The 14,666-nt window shown below is 70.2% G+C and carries 19 protein-coding genes and 2 pseudogenes; 8 read left to right on the top strand and 13 right to left on the bottom strand.

Annotated elements, in window-relative coordinates; translation table 11 throughout:
- The first annotated feature begins 115 nt into the window (after nucleotides 1-115).
- The 3 genes from ABFX50_RS24905 to ABFX50_RS24915 all read left to right on the top strand — a co-directional run bounded on the left by ABFX50_RS24905 (nucleotide 116) and on the right by ABFX50_RS24915 (nucleotide 3,734).
- Nucleotides 116-1,339: a serine hydrolase domain-containing protein gene (locus tag ABFX50_RS24905; protein ID WP_346149748.1), complete on the top strand. Its 1,224-nt coding sequence runs from the start codon at nucleotides 116-118 to the stop codon at nucleotides 1,337-1,339.
- Between the two features lie 77 nt (nucleotides 1,340-1,416).
- Nucleotides 1,417-1,824: a hypothetical protein gene (locus ABFX50_RS24910; protein WP_346149749.1), complete on the top strand. Its 408-nt coding sequence runs from the start codon at nucleotides 1,417-1,419 to the stop codon at nucleotides 1,822-1,824.
- A 56-nt stretch (nucleotides 1,825-1,880) separates the two neighbouring features.
- A complete protein-coding gene (locus ABFX50_RS24915) occupies nucleotides 1,881-3,734 on the top strand; it encodes a CocE/NonD family hydrolase (protein ID WP_346149750.1) in 1,854 nt (617 codons plus the stop codon).
- An 814-nt stretch (nucleotides 3,735-4,548) separates the two neighbouring features.
- On the opposite strand, the gene ABFX50_RS24920 is transcribed toward ABFX50_RS24915, so the two are convergent.
- The 4 genes from ABFX50_RS24920 to ABFX50_RS24935 all read right to left on the bottom strand — a co-directional run bounded on the left by ABFX50_RS24920 (nucleotide 4,549) and on the right by ABFX50_RS24935 (nucleotide 6,710).
- Complete coding sequence (locus ABFX50_RS24920; protein WP_428834701.1) at nucleotides 4,549-4,722, bottom strand: helix-turn-helix domain-containing protein; 174 nt, start codon at nucleotides 4,720-4,722, stop codon at nucleotides 4,549-4,551.
- Nucleotides 4,723-4,841: 119 nt separating this feature from the next.
- Nucleotides 4,842-5,213: a cupin domain-containing protein gene (locus ABFX50_RS24925; RefSeq protein WP_346149751.1), complete on the bottom strand. Its 372-nt coding sequence runs from the start codon at nucleotides 5,211-5,213 to the stop codon at nucleotides 4,842-4,844.
- A 186-nt stretch (nucleotides 5,214-5,399) separates the two neighbouring features.
- Nucleotides 5,400-6,191: an alpha/beta fold hydrolase gene (locus ABFX50_RS24930; protein WP_346149752.1), complete on the bottom strand. Its 792-nt coding sequence runs from the start codon at nucleotides 6,189-6,191 to the stop codon at nucleotides 5,400-5,402.
- A 66-nt stretch (nucleotides 6,192-6,257) separates the two neighbouring features.
- Nucleotides 6,258-6,710 carry an NAD(P)/FAD-dependent oxidoreductase gene (locus ABFX50_RS24935; protein WP_346149753.1) on the bottom strand — a complete coding sequence of 151 codons (453 nt, stop codon included), beginning with the start codon at nucleotides 6,708-6,710 and terminating at the stop codon, nucleotides 6,258-6,260.
- A 187-nt stretch (nucleotides 6,711-6,897) separates the two neighbouring features.
- On the opposite strand from ABFX50_RS24935, the gene ABFX50_RS24940 reads away from it, so the two are divergent.
- Nucleotides 6,898-7,233 (top strand): hypothetical protein, encoded by a 336-nt coding sequence (locus ABFX50_RS24940; protein ID WP_346149754.1) that lies wholly within the window; start codon nucleotides 6,898-6,900, stop codon nucleotides 7,231-7,233.
- A gap of 13 nt (nucleotides 7,234-7,246) precedes the next feature.
- Here the strand turns inward: ABFX50_RS24940 and ABFX50_RS24945 are convergent, their stop codons facing one another.
- The 5 genes and pseudogenes from ABFX50_RS24945 to ABFX50_RS24965 all read right to left on the bottom strand — a co-directional run bounded on the left by ABFX50_RS24945 (nucleotide 7,247) and on the right by ABFX50_RS24965 (nucleotide 9,424).
- Entirely contained in the window at nucleotides 7,247-7,936 is a 690-nt protein-coding gene (locus ABFX50_RS24945; RefSeq protein WP_346149755.1) for a LysR family substrate-binding domain-containing protein, read from the bottom strand.
- A gap of 121 nt (nucleotides 7,937-8,057) precedes the next feature.
- Nucleotides 8,058-8,177, bottom strand: a pseudogene (locus tag ABFX50_RS24950) (helix-turn-helix domain-containing protein); the annotation flags it as partial.
- 17 nt (nucleotides 8,178-8,194) lie between these two features.
- Entirely contained in the window at nucleotides 8,195-8,455 is a 261-nt protein-coding gene (locus tag ABFX50_RS24955; protein WP_346149756.1) for a hypothetical protein, read from the bottom strand.
- Entirely contained in the window at nucleotides 8,452-8,634 is a 183-nt protein-coding gene (locus tag ABFX50_RS24960) for a hypothetical protein (RefSeq protein ID WP_428834704.1), read from the bottom strand. Before ABFX50_RS24960 ends, ABFX50_RS24955 begins: the two co-directional genes overlap by 4 nt.
- Nucleotides 8,635-8,824: 190 nt before the next feature.
- Nucleotides 8,825-9,424, bottom strand: a complete 600-nt coding sequence (locus ABFX50_RS24965; protein ID WP_346149758.1) for a helix-turn-helix domain-containing protein — start codon at nucleotides 9,422-9,424, stop codon at nucleotides 8,825-8,827.
- A gap of 92 nt (nucleotides 9,425-9,516) precedes the next feature.
- Between ABFX50_RS24965 and ABFX50_RS24970 the strand changes: the two genes are divergently transcribed.
- The 3 genes from ABFX50_RS24970 to ABFX50_RS24980 all read left to right on the top strand — a co-directional run bounded on the left by ABFX50_RS24970 (nucleotide 9,517) and on the right by ABFX50_RS24980 (nucleotide 11,932).
- Nucleotides 9,517-10,494, top strand: coding sequence for an NAD(P)/FAD-dependent oxidoreductase (locus ABFX50_RS24970; RefSeq protein WP_346149759.1), 978 nt, complete (start codon nucleotides 9,517-9,519; stop codon nucleotides 10,492-10,494).
- Between the two features lie 95 nt (nucleotides 10,495-10,589).
- Nucleotides 10,590-10,739 (top strand): hypothetical protein, encoded by a 150-nt coding sequence (locus ABFX50_RS24975; RefSeq protein WP_346149760.1) that lies wholly within the window; start codon nucleotides 10,590-10,592, stop codon nucleotides 10,737-10,739.
- Nucleotides 10,736-11,932, top strand: coding sequence for an MFS transporter (locus ABFX50_RS24980; protein WP_346149761.1), 1,197 nt, complete (start codon nucleotides 10,736-10,738; stop codon nucleotides 11,930-11,932). The genes ABFX50_RS24975 and ABFX50_RS24980 overlap by 4 nt, the downstream gene beginning before the upstream one ends.
- A 20-nt stretch (nucleotides 11,933-11,952) precedes the next feature.
- Here the strand turns inward: ABFX50_RS24980 and ABFX50_RS24985 are convergent, their stop codons facing one another.
- From ABFX50_RS24985 to ABFX50_RS24995, 3 genes are all read right to left on the bottom strand, one after another.
- Nucleotides 11,953-12,792: an alpha/beta fold hydrolase gene (locus ABFX50_RS24985; protein WP_346149762.1), complete on the bottom strand. Its 840-nt coding sequence runs from the start codon at nucleotides 12,790-12,792 to the stop codon at nucleotides 11,953-11,955.
- Nucleotides 12,789-13,382 (bottom strand): TetR/AcrR family transcriptional regulator, encoded by a 594-nt coding sequence (locus ABFX50_RS24990; protein ID WP_346149848.1) that lies wholly within the window; start codon nucleotides 13,380-13,382, stop codon nucleotides 12,789-12,791. The genes ABFX50_RS24985 and ABFX50_RS24990 overlap by 4 nt, the downstream gene beginning before the upstream one ends.
- 115 nt (nucleotides 13,383-13,497) lie before the next feature.
- Nucleotides 13,498-13,713, bottom strand: coding sequence for a hypothetical protein (locus ABFX50_RS24995; protein ID WP_346149855.1), 216 nt, complete (start codon nucleotides 13,711-13,713; stop codon nucleotides 13,498-13,500).
- On the opposite strand from ABFX50_RS24995, the pseudogene ABFX50_RS25000 reads away from it, so the two are divergent.
- Nucleotides 13,714-14,067 (top strand): annotated as a pseudogene (locus ABFX50_RS25000) (helix-turn-helix transcriptional regulator); the annotation flags it as partial. It abuts the gene before it with no gap.
- 3 nt (nucleotides 14,068-14,070) lie between these two features.
- Here ABFX50_RS25000 and ABFX50_RS25005 read toward each other — a convergent pair.
- Nucleotides 14,071-14,640: a TetR/AcrR family transcriptional regulator gene (locus ABFX50_RS25005; protein WP_346149763.1), complete on the bottom strand. Its 570-nt coding sequence runs from the start codon at nucleotides 14,638-14,640 to the stop codon at nucleotides 14,071-14,073.
- Nucleotides 14,641-14,666 lie beyond the last annotated feature (26 nt).

Consider the following 14,666-nt stretch of genomic DNA (forward strand, 5'->3'; position numbering starts at 1 on the left):
GCCGGTATCAGAGCGACCGGCGATCGTGGATGTCATGAACGGCCCAGCGCCTGAGAGCCCTCAGGCCACGAACGGGCTTAGCAAGATCAAAACAATTCTGTAAAGGAGACTCATCATGGGACACAGCGACTTCACCGCGACGGGGTTGCGCAGGCTGCGCGAGGTGCTGACGCGGCATGTCGATTCCGGGAAGATCCCCGGAATTGTCGCTTTGGTCAGCCGCGGCGGCCGGACGCATGTGGAAGCTATCGGCACGATGCGCCATGACGGTGGCGCGCCGATGCGCCGCGACACGATCTTCCGGATGGCTTCCACGTCCAAGCCGATCACGATCGCGGCGGCGATGGTGCTGCTGGACGAGTGCCGGGTGCGGCTGGACGACCCGGTGGAGACGTGGCTGCCGGAACTGGCCGACCGGCGGGTGCTGAAGCGGATCGACGGCCCGCTGGACGAGACCGTGCCGGCGCGGCGGCCGATCATCGTGCGGGACGTGCTGGCCTCCACGTTCGGGCTGGGCATGGACATGACGGCGCTGGGCACGCCGATCCTGAACGCGATCTTCGAGCGGGGGCTCACGCCCAACCTGCCGGTGGAGGTGCCCGAGCAGGACGAATGGATGCGTCGCCTGGGCGAGCTGCCGCTGATGCACCAGCCCGGCGAGCACTGGCAGTACCAGATCAGCAGCGACCTCGTCGGGGTGCTCGTCTCCCGGGTCACCGGTCAGTCGTTCGAGGAGTTCCTGCGCGAGCGCATCTTCGAGCCCCTCGGCATGAAGGACACCGGCTTTCACGTGCCCGCCGACCAGATCGACCGGTTGCCGGACCTGTACGCCCCCGACCCGGCCAGCGGCGAGTTCCTCGTCTGGGACGAGGCCAAGGGGGGACGGTGGAGCGAAGCTCCGGCGTTCCAGGGCGGCGGCGGCGGGCTGGTCTCCACCGCCGACGACTACCACGCCTACTTCCAGATGCTGCTGAACGGCGGCACCCACCAGGGCAAGCGGATCCTGTCGCGACCCGCGGTCGAGCTGATGACCACCAACCGCCTGTCGCCCGAGCAGAACGCCGCCCGCACCGCCCTGGCCGTCAACAACGTCCATATCTCCTTCGGCCAGGGCCAGCAGGGCGGCTGGGGCTACGGGATGGCGGTGCGCACCTACCGCGGCGACTACGCGCCCATCGGCCAGTTCGGCTGGGACGGCGGGGCCGGCACCTCAGCCTACGCCGACCCGGTCAACCAGCTGACCGGACTCCTGCTCACCCAGGTCGGCTACTCCGTACCGAACCCGGCGCACCTGATGAACGACTTCTGGACCACGCTCTACCAGGCCATCGACGACTAGCACCAGGCTCGACGCGCGATACCGACCCGCCCCATCCGGGCCGTTTCCTCTCAACCCAGCTTTTGAAGGAGGCCACCATGTCCATCGCCCTTACCGAGCAGGACAAGACCACCCTACGTACCGCCGCTTACGGCGCCGTCTCGCTGATGTCGGCCGCCGATGCCGCCGGCAAGCCGCACAAGGCCGCCACCGCGGGTTCCATCGCCCTGGCCTCCGCGACCGGCCCGGTCGGGCACGTACTCGCCGAAAAGACCAGGGACATCAACCTGAACGGCAAGTCCGTCGCGGCACTCGCCGACCAGGTGCTGCCCGCCCTGACCGCAGCCATGAGCCTGCTCAAGCAGCAGGACCCGGCGGAGGCCGACAACTTCCGCCGCGCTGTCATCGTCGCCGTCGAAGCAGCCACCCGCGCCCTCCGGGACCGGCCCAGCACCACCGTCGCCGACATGAACCGCAAGATCACCGAGGCCCTCGATTCGGCTTGAGAACACCTCGGCCCACGCAGCGACAGCTCGTTCCGCACAGCTCAATAGGAATGCACATGTCAAACTTCCAACGGCGAGCGCTCCTCGCCACCACCGCACTCGCGACCGTGGTCGCGAGCGCTCCCGCCGTATCGGCGGCGGTGACGCCGGCGATCGAGATCTCCGGCGGGGTCACGCAACCCGTCTTCTCCTACGAAGACGCCATCCGTGAGCACGTCCGCGTGCAGTCGCCGGCCGACAGTGACGGCGATGGCAAGAAGGACCTGGTCCGGGTGGACATCATCCGCCCGAAGGAGTCCGGTTCCGGGCTCAAGGTCCCGGTCATCATGCACGAAAGCCCGTATTACGACCAGCCGGGTGCCGGCTTCGAGCTGGATCACAAGACGTACGACGCGGACGGGAACGTGACGAAGTTCCCGCTCTTCTACGACAACTACTTCGTGCCCCGCGGGTACGCGTTCGTGTCCGTCGACATGGTCGGCACCAGGTTGTCCGACGGCTGCCCGACCACCGGCGGTCCGTCCGACGTGCTGGGAGGCAAGGCGGTCATCGACTGGTTGAACGGCCGGGCAAGCGCCTACGACGACAACGGCAACCCGGTCAAAGCCACCTGGACCACCGGGCGTACCGGGATGATCGGCCACTCCTACGAAGGATCCCTCGCCATCGGCGTCGCCGGCACCGGGGTGCGCGGGCTGGAGACCATCGTGCCGCTCGCCGCGCCCAGCAGCTGGTACGACATGTGGCGCGCCAACGGCAGCCTCACCGACTTCAAGGGCGGCCAGGAATGGCTGGCCAAAATGGTCGACGAGGACCCGGACGAGAAATGCGCGGCGGTGCACCAGCGCATGAACGAAGGCTCGGACGACGACACCGGCGACTACAACGCCTACTGGCACGAACGCGACTACCGGACGGGACCGATCTCGAACGTGCGCAACGTGCGTGCCAGTGTCTTCCCGGTAGTGGGGATGCACGACCGGAACGTGATGGCCGACCAGTTCTCCCAGTGGTGGTCCAAGCTGCCCCGCCGGGTGGAGCGCAAGGTGTGGGTGACCCAGTACGGGCACCTCGATCCGTTCTGGGCCCGCCGCGACGTGTGGGTCGACACCTTGCACCAGTGGTTCGACCATGAACTGATGGGCGTCTCCAACGACATCATGCGGCAGCCGCGCGCCGACGTACAGCTCGGCCCGGGCCGCTGGATCACTCAGGCCGACTGGCCGGCGCCAACACGGACGACGACTCTCAGGCCGCAGCGGGACGGCTCGCTGGGCCGCAGGCCCTCGACCGGCACCGGCAGCTACCTCGACACCCTGCGGACCGAGGCCGCGATGGCCGGCAACCCCGACACCGCCAACCCTGACCGGCTGGCCTACCTGACCTCGCCGCTGAAGGACGCGATGCGGCTGTCCGGAACACCGTCGGTGAGCCTGCGCCTCAAGCTGGACAAGCCGACCGCCAACCTGGGCGTCCTGCTCGTCGACTACGGCACCGACACCCGCATCCACGGCGTCGACCCTGCCGGCGGGCAAGGCCTCATGCTCGTGGACGGCAAGGACTGCGTCGGCAAGGGCACGGCCGATGATGACGGCTGCTACCTCAGGGCCGCCGACAACAGAGTGACCTCCGGCTTCCAGGTGGTCACCCGCGGGATCCTGGACGCGCAGAACCACAGGTCGCTGAGCCGTCGGACACCGCTGACGCCGGGCAAGCTCTACAAGATCACTTGGAGGATGCTGCCGCAGGACTACGAGTTCAAGGCCGGGCATCGGTTGGGCCTGGTACTGACCGGAACCAACGACGACATCACCGACGCCGAACCCGGCACCGGGGCCAAGGTCACCGTCGACCTGGCCGGCACGTCAGTTTCGCTGCCGCTGGTCGTCGGCGCGTCCAGCGGGCGATAGGCCGATCGATCCTCACCCAGGGACGCGGCCGGCGCGGTCGCGACCAGGCTCGTCCGCAGCATTCGCCATCGTCGACCGCGCCCGACCGACCAGCCACTTCGCCCACTCCGCAGGCGAACTCGGCCACCGACTCCCACTCGACCACAAAGTGGATCTGTGAGGAGTGCAGGGCAGCTCCCACGGAGCCCTGCACTCTCGACCAGTGGCGCCGCACCCACCAGCCGCCCAGACGAGCCCGATATCCCCGAGATCCCCGCAGAGCACAGCGACCGCACGCCGCTCACGGGGCCGGCGCAGGCCGCCACCCACCCCATAACGCACATCTCAGATCACCTCCCAGCCCGGCGCCGGCATCGCCATGCCCAGCGGACGCGAACTCGGTCCTCCGCCACCGCCCTGACACCACTCAGACCTCCGCGGCCCCCGAACCAGGACGGCCTCAATTCGAAACCCCTGAAACGACAAGATCCCGCCTGATCGCGATGACCAGACGGGATCCCGTCAACCTCAGTCCGCCGTCTCAAGAACGTCCCTGGGTCTTGACGCCGGCACGACTCAGCTGCGCGAACACTTCCCAGCCAACCGTGGACTTCCCGACCTCCGTAGGCCCCGAAAGCCAGAACAGAGGTAGAGAAACGTTGGTCATCCGCGCGACACCTAAAGGGCGGTCCCTACCGCGACAGCGATGGATGCAGTCCTGCCGCCACGAACTCCTGGACCGCTGCCTGCTCTGAACGAACACCACCTACGCCACGCCCTGGACGAGTACGAACACTTGTCGGGTAGCGGGAGCGCAATACTGCGCTCCCGCCCCCTAAGAACCGTGCTTGCCCGTCGTCCGCGCACACAGCTCAAGCAGCCCGCATGGGCGGTGCTGGCGCCGGATCCACTTGTAGGCGGTGGGCCGGGAGATGCCCCTCTCGGCGGCCACGTGCGCGACAGGGCGCCCTGCCAGCACACGCTGGACGAGCAGTCGGCGGGCGTACATGGCCAGCCGGGCGTTAGGGGGGCATGAAGCCTCGTGCGGTGCAGATGCGACACCTTCACCACATCGGAGGCTTCTCTAGTGATCAAGCCCTCTGTTAACAACGCTCGTGGTCAATACACCTAGCCGGCCTCCGAGGCGGCCACATGGGCGGCGTAGACGTCCGGTGGGTTGGCGACGTAGACCATCTCGGTGTCCTCTTCGGCCCAGGAGGAGTTGGAGGTGCCGCCGGGCAGGTAGATCACGTCCCCGGCGGTTGCTCGCAGGGTCTCGCCGTCCTCGGTGCGCACCGCGTAGGAGCCCGCGGTCACGATCAGCACCTCGTCGTAGGGGAAGCTGATGTCCATCGACTCGCCCCTGGCGACGCGCGCGAACCCAACGGTCATCTTCGCGTCTGGCTGCGTGGCCGCGTCGATCAGGTCGTTCACGAATATCTGATGGTCCTCGACGCCGGTCCAGGCACCGTCCTCGTGGGTGATCTTCTTGACGCGCATGGTGAAAGCTCCTTCGGTTCGATCCTTCGTAGAGGGTGTGTCCATCGCCGGTGCCGGAATCCGCGGCCTAGATGAAGAAGCTGTCGTGGCGGAGGAAGAACTCCGCGCGTTCTTCTTCGCCAAGACCGGCGATCTCGCCGACGTTCTCGAAGTACTCCTCCCGGGGCGCGCCGGGCGCGAAGAACATCAGGCGCGCGGGGTGTCGATGAAGTCGCGGGTGAGCGCGATGAGCTCGCTCGGGTCGGCGAACCAGTCCATGTGGCCCTGCCGCTCGATCTCGATCAGGCGGCTGTCCGGGATGGCGGCGTGCAGTCGACGGGAGCCTTCGATCGGGATCATGTTGTCGTCGGTGAATCCGATCACCAGGCTGGGGGCGGTGATGGTGGGCAGCAGCGGGCGGATGTCCACGTTCAGCCCGAGATCGACCTGGCGGGCGATGCCGGGCGGGGGCCAGGCGTCGGCCAGCGAATGGGCCAGGCCCTCGTGGCCGAACCGGTCCAGGGCCGCGGCGCCGAAGCCGGTCAGGGTGGAGAAGCGCTTGAACAGCTCACGGTCGGTGTCCAGAAGCTCGCGCGCGGTCTCGAAGTAGAAGCGGTCGCGGGGACCGGTGGAGTCCGTCCATCCCGCGACGAGGACGAGCCTGCGGACCAACTCCGGGTGGCGCGCGGCGACGGAGGCCGCGGCGACCGCGCCGAGCGAGAACCCCAGCAGGTCCACAGGACCGTCTACCGCGGCCCGGGTGGCCGCGGTGATCTGCTCCGCGATGCCGTCCACGCTCAGGTCCCGCCCGTCGTCGGTGGTCTGCCCGCTGCCGCTGAAGTTGGGGCGGACGACGGTCCGGGTGCCGGTGAAGTGGCCGAAGACGTTGCCGAAGACCTTCTCGGCATCGCCTCCCATGCCGTGGACCAGGACCAGGCCGGGGCCCTGGCCGTCGACCTCGTAGTGCACACGTGTGTCCTGCGCGGAGATGAAAGGCATGATCGAACCCGTTCTTAATGAGAGCTAGTTAAGTGAGTGCTAAGGTAACGAGTGCTTGTGTAGCAGTCAAATAGATGAGTGCTCGCATACTTCGGAGGCAGACATGACGGACTCGGTGGCCGCCGTTCTCGAACAGTGGCGCAACGAACGCCCGATGCTGCTGGAGGCGAGCGAGTGGGGTGAGGAGGTCCGCCTGTTCGAGGTGTGGGAGCGGCAACTGCAGTACTTCGTGGCCGGTGGTTGGGGCGGGCGACCGTGGCCGAGACGCGCACGCCGCCGCGAGATCACTGACAGGCGCTGTGTCGGCCGGTAGTCGGCGATGAGATCGGGAAGGCCGAGCAGGGCCAGCTCGTCCCTGCCGTGTGCCGCGACGCCGTCGCCGCACGCCTTGTCGCGGGGGAAGTCGTCCCTGCCGAGGAGCAGGACGCGCGCGCCGGGATCGAGCTGCTTGGCGCGCAGGGCCGCCGCCGAGCCTGCGGGCCCTCCTCCGACGACCGCCACGTCCCAGACGGTTGTCATCCTGGACACCTGCCACACCGAGGTCCCGCCAAAACCGTCAACGCCGCTCGACGAGGTCATCATGGCCACCCCATTCCAACAACCCGCGAACACCCACCGACAAAGGCACCACAGCCAACCCGTTCCAGCGACCCGGGAACACCGGCCAGTGGGGGCATCGCGGCCGTCACGTCGTAACCTTGCCGGCATGACAGAGCTGGTCGGCCGCTGGCGTTCGGCGAACGGGACGGCGGGGGTGTTGTTCAGCGACGAGGTCGTCTTCTCCGCCGACGGCACGGGCGAGCTGCGCCACCACTCGGCCCTTCACGGCGAGGAGACGCTGGCCTTCCGCTGGCGGATGGAGGGCGAGGCCGTCCTGCGGCTCCGCCTGATCGACGACGAGGAGGACCAGGACGAGGACGATCTGGTGGCGGTGGAGTTCCGCGCGCACGACTCCGACGCCGGCCGTCACGTGGTGCTGGCCGAGGTGGGGCTGGACGGCTTCTGGCTCTGCCTGGACCCGCTGGAACGGGTGGGGAGCTGACGGGCGCTCCGGGCTACGTCACCCGGCGACCCGACCGGTGACCGCCGAGAACTGGACGTCGCCCGGCAGCCGGGCCGGTCGCGGCGAGGGCATTGAGCAGGTGGCGTACGCGGGGGCTCGGCGGTCCCGGCTTCACGGCGAGCGAGGTGACGAGCGCGGGTTCGGCCAGCGGCCGCATGGCCACCATGGGAAAGACGGGCAGGCCTGACACCTCGTACAAGACCGTCCACGACGGAGGACCTGACGCGATCGAGACAAGGGTCTCCTGGAAGTCGGTGAACGGCGGACCGAGGCACACTTCGACGCCCGCCGCCCGGAACGCGTCCATGACCAGGTCGTGGAACGGCGGGTTGTTCTCGCGCGGGGCGAGCCGTACCGGCAGCCCGGCCAGTTGCTTGAGGCGCAGCACCGGCTCGTCCGCCAGCCGGTGGTCGGCCGGCAGCGCCGCGTACAGAGGGTCGGTCCACACGGGCAGCAGCTCCAGCTCGGGAGCGGCGGGTAGCGCCCGCACGAGCGCGGCGTCCAGCTCGCCGGACCGCACGGCGGCCAGCCGGTCGGCCAGGCTCAGCCGCCGCAGTCTGACCTGGAGCCGAGGTGCCACGGTGGCCAGCTCGCCCAGCATGCGATAGATCCCGTCGCCTGGCGCGTTCACCGCGCCGAGCCGCAGTACGCCGTCGTCGCCCGACCTGATGTCGGCGGCCACCCTGAGCGTCCTGCCGGCCGCCGCCAGAACGGCGGGGGCCTCGGGCAGCAGCCGCTCGCCTGCGGCCGACAGGCGAAACGTGCCGGGTCGTGCGGTCGAACAGCGTCACGCCCAGCTCGCGTTCCAGGCGGCGGGCCTGCTGGCTGACCGCCGACTGGACGATGTGCAACCGCTCGGCGCGATGAAGCCGGGTGCATCCTGCTCCTGGGCGAGTCTGACGATCATTCGGACAGTCTGCCACTGGGCGGTGTGCGCGTGTCAGCCTGCACAGCTTCTTCGGCAGCGGAGTGGAGGATCACGCGCGCCGCGTCGGCGCCGCGACCCTGGCGACGCGGCCCTGCGCGCCCGGATCGCCAGCCCGCCGCGCGCCAGGTCGAACGCGTCCCGCCAGGCCGGGCTGCTCTGGCCCGGAGTCGAGGCCGCCAGCAGCACGGCGAGCATCTCCTCCTCGTGCCGCGCCTGGTGGTCCTTGGGGTACCAGGTAAGCAACCGGCGGTAGCGCCGTTCCAGCGCGGTCACGAGGCGCCGCCGAGGGACGGCCGGGCGGCCGGGCCGCGACGCAGCCGCGCGGCGGCGGTGTCGGCGTTCCTGCGCAGGCGTTCGGCCTCCGCGGACAGCAGGGCCGCGCCCTCGGTGGTGAGCCGGTAGTAGCGCCGGGCCCTGCCGTCCACGACCTCCTCGTGGTCGGTCTCGATCAGCCGCTCGCCCTGGAGCCGGTCGAGCGCGGCGACAAGGTGCCGGCGCGCAGCCGCACCCGCTCACCGGAGATCTCCAGGACGTCGGTGATGATGCCGTAGCCGTGCTGCGGCCCTGCCGCAACGGCCCTCAGGATCAGGAACGTCGGTTCCTGTATCGCGATGATCTGACTATGGCGCGAGCCGCGCCGCGCTAGGAGGCCGTGTCCTGGCGGGCGCGGGGTTTGGCGCGCACGTGCATGCGCTCGCCCTGGCGGCCGAACAGGTTGAGGACCTCCACGGGCGTGTCGCCCGCCGGCCCGAACCAGTGCGGCAGGCGGGTGTCGAACTCGGCGGCCTCGCCAGGTCCCATGATCACGTCGTGGTCGGCCACGATGAGCCGCACGCGTCCGGACAGGACGTACATCCATTCGTAGCCTTCGTGCGTGATCGGCCGCGGCTGGTTCTGCTCGGCAGGGATGATCGACTTCCACGCCTGCAGGGGCCCCGGCTGGGTGGTCAGGGGCAGTACGGTCCGCCCGTTGCGGACGATGGGCTTGCAGCGAACGCGCGGGTCGCCGACCTCCGGCGCGCCGACCAGCTCGTCCAGTGGCACCTGGTGCGCCTGCGCGATCGGCAGCAGAAGTTCCAGGCTGGGGCGGCGCTGGTTCGACTCCAGCCGCGACAGCGTGCTCTTGCTGATGCCGGTGGCCTCGGCCAGTGCGGACAGGGACACTCCACGCTGCATGCGTATACGCCTGAGGCGGGCGCCGACCTGAGCCAGCGTGGCGCTTATCGAGGGCTGCTGTTCCATGGGCCCATTCCACCTCCGCCGTTCCAGAAATGGCAACAGAAGTTGTCATCGGCTCCGGGCGGGACGCACCATCGGGGCCGGAGGTGATCGTCATGAACAAGGCGATGAACAGTTATGACGCGGACGCGCGGACTGCGGCCGACGAGAGACACGACGTGGTGGTGGTCGGCGCGGGAGCGGCCGGCCTGAACGCCGCCCTGCTCCTGGGGCGCGCGCGGCGCAAGGTGGTCGTGATCGACGCCGGGCAGCCGCGCAACGCCCCGGCCGCGCACATGCACGGCTTCCTGTCCCGCGACGGCCTGCCACCGGGCACGCTGCTGGAGCTCGGGCGAGCCGAGATCGCCCGGTACGGCGTGCGCCTCGTCAGGGGCCGCGTGGAGGACATCGACCACGGCTTCTCCGTCCGGCTGGAGGGCGGCCCCGTGCTGGAGGCCCGCCGTGTCCTGGTCGCCACCGGCCTGCGCGACGAGCTGCCTGACATCCCCGGGGTGCGCGAGCGGTGGGGCAAGGACGTGCTGCACTGCCCCTACTGCCACGGCTACGAGGTCGGCGACCAGCCGCTCGCCGTACTCGGCACGCATCCGGGGGCGGTGCATCAGGCCCTGCTCCTGCGCCAGTGGAGCGACGACGTGCTCTTCCTCCCGCACACCCTCGACCTGACGGCGGAGGACCGGGAGCGCCTGGAGGGGCGCGGGCTGCGCATCGTCGAGGGAAAGATCGACCACCTCGTCGTCGAAGGAGGCCGGCTGCGCGGCATCGAGCTCGCCGACGGCCGCGTGCTCCCCCGCACCGCCGCTTTCCTCTTCCCGCGCACGGTGGCGCACGACGAGCTGCTGACCCGCCTCGGCTGCGCCAAGGACGACACCGGCTGGATCACCACCGACCGGACGGGCCGTACCAGCGTCCCCGGGGTCTGGGCGGCAGGGAACGTCATCGACCCGCGCGCCCAGGTCGTCACCGCCGCGGGGATGGGATCGGCCGCCGCTTTCGCCATCAACGCCGACCTGGTGGACGAGGACGTCCGCCACGCCGTCGAGCAGCACCGCGCCTCGGCCGCCGGGAGCAGGTAGCCGGCCGAGGCAGCGCGGCGGGCACTCCCCCGCCGCCACATTCACGCGGGCCCCGACCCGCCACCTCACCCTCACCCCACGAAGGAGACTCACTCATGCCCACCACGCACACCGAGCAGCCCCTCCCCGCCTTCGTCATGTACGCCGGAGGCCGTCCCTCCGGCTCGTCGACGGGTGCGGCGCCCCGGCACGTGCTCGACCGGCGTCTCACCTCGCTCCTGCGTGACGGGGGTGCCGGCCGATGAGCGCCGAGGCCGCGATCCAGCAGGCGCCGGCCGCCCGCGGCAGACTGCCTCTGGGGGTCTACCTGCTGTCCTTCAGCCTGTTCTCGATGGGCAGCGCGGAGTTCCTGCTCGCAGGGGTTCTGCCGGCCGTCGCCGAGGACCTGCGGATCACGCTGTCCTCCGCCGGAGCGCTGATCTCGGCGTTCGCCGCCGGCGTCGTCGTCGGCGGGCCGCCCCTGGCCATCATGACCCTCCGCTGGCCACGGCGGCCGACGCTGGTGGTCACGCAGGTGGTCTTCGCCGCCTGCGTGGCGATCGGCATCCTCACCGACAACTACGCGCTGCTCCTGACCACGCGTTTCCTGTGCGGTCTCGCCTACGCGGGGTTCTGGGCGGTCGCGGCCGTCACCGCGATCAGCCTGGTCCCGGCCGACCGTACCGCGCGCGCCTCCGGTGTGGTCGTCAGCGGGCTCAGCCTCGCGATGATCGTCGGCGGCCCGGCCGGCGCGTTGCTCAGCTACTTCACCGGGTGGCGCGGCGGCTTCTGGGCCGTGGTCGCCCTCACCATCGCCGGCGCTGTCGTGACGCTCGTGGCGCTGCCCGCCACGAGCGTGCGCGGCGAGGCGAGCGTGAGGAGCGAGCTTCGCACGATGAGGCGGCCCCAGCTGTGGGTGGTCTACGCCGTCACCCTGTTGAGCACCGCGGCCTACATGATCTCGTTCAACTACCTGGCGGCGTTCCTGACCGACGTCACCCGCATACCCGGGGTATGGGTTCCGGCGATCCTGACCCTGTTCGGCGTCGGCGCCCTGATCGGTCTGTCGATCGGGGGCAGGATCGCCGACAGGCTGCCCACCCGCGCGCTCCTGGCGGGGGCGGTCGGGATCGTGGTCTGCTCCGTTCTGCTCGCCGTACTCGCCCGGCACGCGCTGGCCGTCGTCCCCCTGGTCCTGCTGCTCGGCGTCGCCGGATTCGTGCTGAACCCGGCCATCTACGGGCGCGTGTTCGCCATCGCGTCCCAGGCGCCCACGCTCGCGGGAGCCAGCACCGTCTCCGCCTTCCAACTCGGCATCAGCCTCGTGCCCGTACTGGCCGCCGCCGCGCTCGATGCCGGAGCAGGGATCACCGTCATCCCATGGCTCGGCGCGGGGCTTGCCGCGATCACGACTGTGCCCGTCCTGCTCGACAGGATGATGTCGGCTCGAGGGGCTTGAAAGCGTCGGCGTAGGAACGACTAGGTGCTCAGCACCTTGCGGAGCAGCTCACCGAACGCGGCGGGGTGCGTGCTGAGACCCGTGTGCCCGCCGGGGAAGTGGATGAGCTCCGTGCCGAACCGCTCGGCCAGGAAGGCGGCGGGACGGTAGGGCAGTTCGCCGCGCGAGTCCGCTCCGCCCGCGAGCACGAGCCGGTCCGACAGAGCCTCCAGTCGAGCCACGTCCGGGACATAGGCCATGAAGCTCGGCACGATACGCCCGAGGAAGTAGGGCATGTCCGCCATCGTCCGCTCAGCTCGGGCCGTCGCCTGCGGCGGCGGCTCCGTGGCCGCCTGGGCGTCGGCCGGATCGGCGCCGGGCCGCCTGAGTCCGGCCGCGAACTCGGCCGCCGCGGGCATCAGCCCGTCCCTGCGGAAGGTGTCCTGGACGCGGGCGAGCAGCGCGCGATGCTCGGCGGCGTCTGGCAGCACCTCCACCACCGGCGGCTCGTGCGCCACGACGCGTTCGATCCGCTCGGGGTGGGTGGTGAGCAGGTGCAGCGCGACGATCGCCCCCGAACTGCAGCCGACCACGCGGGCGGGAGCGTCTGGAGACAGCAGCTCCAGCAGCTGGAACGCGTCATCGGCATGCTGGGCCACCCGCTGTCGGGCCTCCGGGTCGTCCAGCGGGCTGCGGGACAGGCCTCGCGGGTCGTAGGAGGCGACCGTGTGATCGGCGGCCAGGTCGTCGGCGACACCGTCGAAGGAGGCGGCGCCGCCCGTGCCGCCGGGGATCAGGAGCAGGAGTGGTCCCCTTCCGCGCACCTCGTAGTGCAGGGTGGCGCCGTCCACGCGCAGGCGGCCGATGGTCGGGTCGGTCATGTCGGGTCTCCTTCATGGCGTGCGGGCCAGCGCTCCAGGAGGGTGTGCAGGGCGTCGAGGCAGCGGGCCCAGGAGTCCTCCGCTGGGCGCGCGTGCGCGAACCCGCCCGCGGCCTCGAGGCTGACGAAGCCGTGCAGCGTGCTGCGCACCAGCCGTACCGCGTCGGTCAGGTCGGGCTCGTCGAGCGCATAGGCGCGCAGCATGCCGTAGGTCAGCTCGACCGCACGACGCGGCCCGGGTGCCCGGGCCGCGAGTTCGGGATCGATCTGTATCGGGATCTGCGTCGCCGTGTACCGGCCAGGGTGGTCATGGGCATACGCCCGATAGGCGTTCGCGAAGGCCACCAGCGCGTCCTTGCCTGCCCGCCCGGCGGTGTCCTCGGCGATGCGGATGGTCTTCTCGTCCGCCGCCAGCAGCGCGATCCGCCCGCGCAGGTCCTCCAGGTTGCGCACGTGCGCATACAGGCTCGCGTCCTTCACCCCGAGCCGCCGCGCCACCGCGGACATGGTCACGTGGCCGAGCCCGACCTCGTCCGCCAACTCGGCACCGGCGAGCGTCACCCGGTCCGCCGTCAACCCGGCCCGCGCCATGCGCGCCACCCTTCTCCTAGGACCACCGCATCGCAAACTAGTGCCATTAGGCTAAGCCTTGAGCCCTAAGGATTGCAAAACGTCAGGTGGTGGAGCGCCCGCAGCGCATTCCCATCTAGGCGGCGTCCCATACGCCGGTGGGGGCGATCTCGGCCACCCAGTCCGCGAAGTCGCGGGGCTTGCGGTTCAGGGCACGCTCGACGCCGTCGGCCAGCGAGCTGTTGCGGCCGTCGAAGAACTCGGAGATGAGCGTGGCCAGCGGCTCGGCGAACTCGCGCGGGGCGCCGTCGTCGACGACTGCGTCGGCGAACTGGTCCCGGGTGATCGGCACGTAGCGGAGCTCGCGGTCGGCGTGTCACGGGCGACGCTGGCCGAGTGCTTCCGCAACACCGTCGGCACGCCGCCGATGACCTACCTGACCGAGTGGCGCCTGGCCCTGGCCGCCGACCTGCTGCGCCAATCCGACGCCACGCTGAACGCCGTCGCCCGGCAGGTCGGCTACGGCAGCGGGTTCGCCCTCAGCTCGGCGTTCAAGCGGGTGTACGGCATCAGTCCGCAGGAGCATCACAGCGCCGCGCCGACGCGGTGGGCCCGGTGCCACGTTCGCCTCGGTGGACAACGAGACCGCCGCTCAAACGCGCGCGCAGAATGCGGGTCCGCAGAGGCGGACCGCGGGGCGGCCTGACTCTCAGCGCATGGCGCCGAAGACGAGCCTGATCATCGAGCGGGCGAGGGCCTCAGGGTCGCCGTCGGCGCTCTCAGGCAGGGCTCCGCTCAGCCACAGAACGGCGAAGCCGTGAGCCAGTGACCAGGCGGCGATCGTGGTCAACCGGTCGTGCTCCGGGCTCGGCGACAGCGTGCCTGCGCTGGTGACGAGCACGTGGGCGGCGCGCTCACGCGCGGATGCGATGCTGGGATCGTCGACGCGGTACAGCTCCGGCCGGAACATCACCTCGGAATAGGGCCGATGGTCGATGGCGAAGCGGACGTAGGCGACGCCGACCTCCCACACGTCGGCGGCAGCTCGCTCGAGGGTGTCGGCGAACATCGCGAAGCCCTCGGCGGCCACGGCTGTCAGCAGGCCTTGCTTGTCGCCGAAGTGATAGGCGGGGGCGGCGTGCGAGACGCCCGCCCGCCTGGCCAGCTCGCGCAGACTCCACCCCGCGGGGCCGGATTCGCTGATGGCCTGAAGGGCGGCGTCGATGATGACGCGCCTCAGGTTGCCGTGGTGGTAGGCCGCTTGGTTGATCTGCCTCACCTCCGAGCTCGGGTGCGTTCGCGCGG

It is taken from the genome of Nonomuraea recticatena, assembly GCF_039533245.1.
Taxonomy (GTDB): Bacteria; Actinomycetota; Actinomycetes; order Streptosporangiales; family Streptosporangiaceae; genus Nonomuraea; species Nonomuraea roseola.